The organism is Nitrospira sp. T9, assembly GCF_052156535.1.
Lineage (GTDB): Bacteria > Nitrospirota > Nitrospiria > Nitrospirales > UBA8639 > Nitrospira_E.
On the sequence record NZ_JBQKUP010000009.1, the window covers coordinates 1 to 2026 of the forward strand.

The 2026-nt window shown below is 47.8% G+C and carries 3 protein-coding genes; 1 reads left to right on the top strand and 2 read right to left on the bottom strand.

Annotated features, from left to right (window positions below; genetic code table 11):
* Positions 1-94: 94 nt before the first annotated feature.
* Entirely contained in the window at positions 95-394 is a 300-nt protein-coding gene (locus ACTRXD_RS00085; RefSeq protein ID WP_442429851.1) for a HigA family addiction module antitoxin, read from the top strand.
* 85 nt (positions 395-479) lie between these two features.
* Here the strand turns inward: ACTRXD_RS00085 and ACTRXD_RS00090 are convergent, their stop codons facing one another.
* Both ACTRXD_RS00090 and ACTRXD_RS00095 read right to left on the bottom strand, forming a co-directional pair.
* Positions 480-1064, bottom strand: coding sequence for a hypothetical protein (locus ACTRXD_RS00090; protein ID WP_442429852.1), 585 nt, complete (start codon positions 1062-1064; stop codon positions 480-482).
* 222 nt (positions 1065-1286) lie between these two features.
* On the bottom strand, positions 1287-1772 hold the full coding sequence (locus ACTRXD_RS00095) for a hypothetical protein (RefSeq protein ID WP_442429853.1): 486 nt from the start codon (positions 1770-1772) through the stop codon (positions 1287-1289).
* Positions 1773-2026 lie beyond the last annotated feature (254 nt).

Genomic DNA, 2026 nt, shown 5'->3' on the forward strand with positions numbered 1-2026 from the left:
GACCGTGTCACGGAATCACCGGATCATTTTCCGGTTTGAAGATGGCCACGCTTTTGATGTGGATTTAGTAGACTATCATTGAGGAGAGAATATTATGGCGATGAAAAACCCTGTCCATCCGGGCAAGATCATTAAACATTCGATTGAGGCTTCGGGCCTCAGTGTGACCGAGGCTGCGGAACGGCTTGGCGTGACGCGGCAAACCTTGTCTCGTGTGACGAATGAAAAAACGGCGCTCTCGCCGGAAATGGCGGTCAGGGTGTCCAAAGCCTTTGGCTCAACCGTGGAACATTGGATGCGGATGCAAATGGCTTTTGATCTGGCCAATGTCGAAAAGACGGCCAAGACGATCAAAGTGAAACGCTTTCCGGAAGTGGAACCGTTGCCCGTGTAAGAGTAGCAGACCAAATACTTGAAAATGTGTGAACAATATCAATGAGTTAGTGTGATAATGTTATTTATGAAAAATACGATAGGTTTTAGCTTTGCTGCTTTTCTTTTGCCTCTTTGAGTTGTTCTTCAAGCGTGTACGGGCTACACACCTCATCAAGAGAGAGTTCCTGATAATACGTATCAAGGTCGGTCAGCGGGTTTTTGGCAAAGAGCCATTCACTCGATCCCGAATGCCATGTATCCAAAACTTTTATGCGATTATTTTCGGTTTCTAAGGTGGCGTATTCCAACACCGGGCGTCCCTCGTCCCAAAAGACTCCGAATTCTACCCGATCTTTCTGCGTGAGAGACGGTAACCACAGTTCAGGCCCGTTCTTCCCTGCTATCCAATAATCTCCGAATCCTGAAACTGCCTGATTATTTACCAACAATACGCACTCACCTGGTAAAGCGGAATCGACGGGATGGAATTTCGAGAAAAAAAAGCGAAACTTCGCCCGCAAAAAATCCCCGTCTTCGCGGGCCTTTAGGGAAAATATAATCTTATGTGGATGTTCCGGCCTCACGAATTTTTTGCTGAAAATGCTCACCTCTGGGGCCATTTCCGAACGCTCCGCGTGTGCCGACACCGGAACCAGTAACACCGCGATCAAGACCCAAATCCATTTCATGATGGCACCCTTGTGGAAAACACCAAGCCACGCCTTGGCGTTTCCCGATTTTCCTTTCATACTTTCCCTATGAGTATCACTGCGTCATTTTATCAAGCGGCGACCGTGCCAGCACGACGATACGGCGGGATATTTACCAGCCCGAAGTTTTCCCCCCGCCTCAAAAGCAATCGCCGCTTTAAATTGCTCAAGCCGAAATGGATGAAATAACCCTGACACACGCTAATAACTCGGCTTTTCGGTCGTGACAGCAATCCGTACCATCCCATTTTTAAGAGAATGGTTCTTTCCCTCCACCATGAGGGGGTCTTCTCCCAGCTCAATTTCCAAGCCGCCGATGTATAACGACCGACTTTTTTCTTTCAACACGTCGCCCATGACTTGAATGATATCCACCTCTAAGGTTTCGATCGTGTCATGTTCGTGGTTCTTGAAACTGATCGAAAGCGTCAAATCATCACACCACTCAAACCAGCGTTCGAAATCAATTTCGTCCCCTTTCCAAAAATCAATATCAATCAGTTCCCATGTTTCGACCGTCCGAATCGAGTAATCAAGGACCCGGTCAACAATCTTCGACAATGGGACCGGATATAAAAAGGAATGGTTTTTGGCAATTGCACATACCCGCATTAATTCCATGGTCGTCATGGAAATTAACGAAGAGCTATCCTGTCCGTTTACTTGAGGCGTCAAGACCTTGGCCATGATTGCATTTTTCCTTCATTAATCCTTGACGATCCGCCATTCCTCCTTTAGAGAGGGAGTTATCGAAAAGATTATTGTAATGAACCTTACTGAGTATGACATGACATCGGACTCCTCTTCCTTATCCCCCAGCCTTTCGGTGCCATGGGTGCGCGTGATGCTGGTCCAAGAAACGGAAGGACCCTATCATCCCCCCATTGCCCACAGTCAGGATGTCGCTCGGTTATGTGCGGACATGCTCCGCCTCGACCGGG

Bases quoted from the DNA above. Each gene is read 5' to 3' on its own strand.
- ACTRXD_RS00085 (WP_442429851.1), top strand. From the start codon at position 95: ATGGCGATGAAAAACCCTGTCCATCCGGGCAAGATCATTAAACATTCG.
- ACTRXD_RS00090 (WP_442429852.1), bottom strand. From the start codon at position 1,064: ATGAAATGGATTTGGGTCTTGATCGCGGTGTTACTGGTTCCGGTGTCG.
- ACTRXD_RS00095 (WP_442429853.1), bottom strand. From the start codon at position 1,772: ATGGCCAAGGTCTTGACGCCTCAAGTAAACGGACAGGATAGCTCTTCG.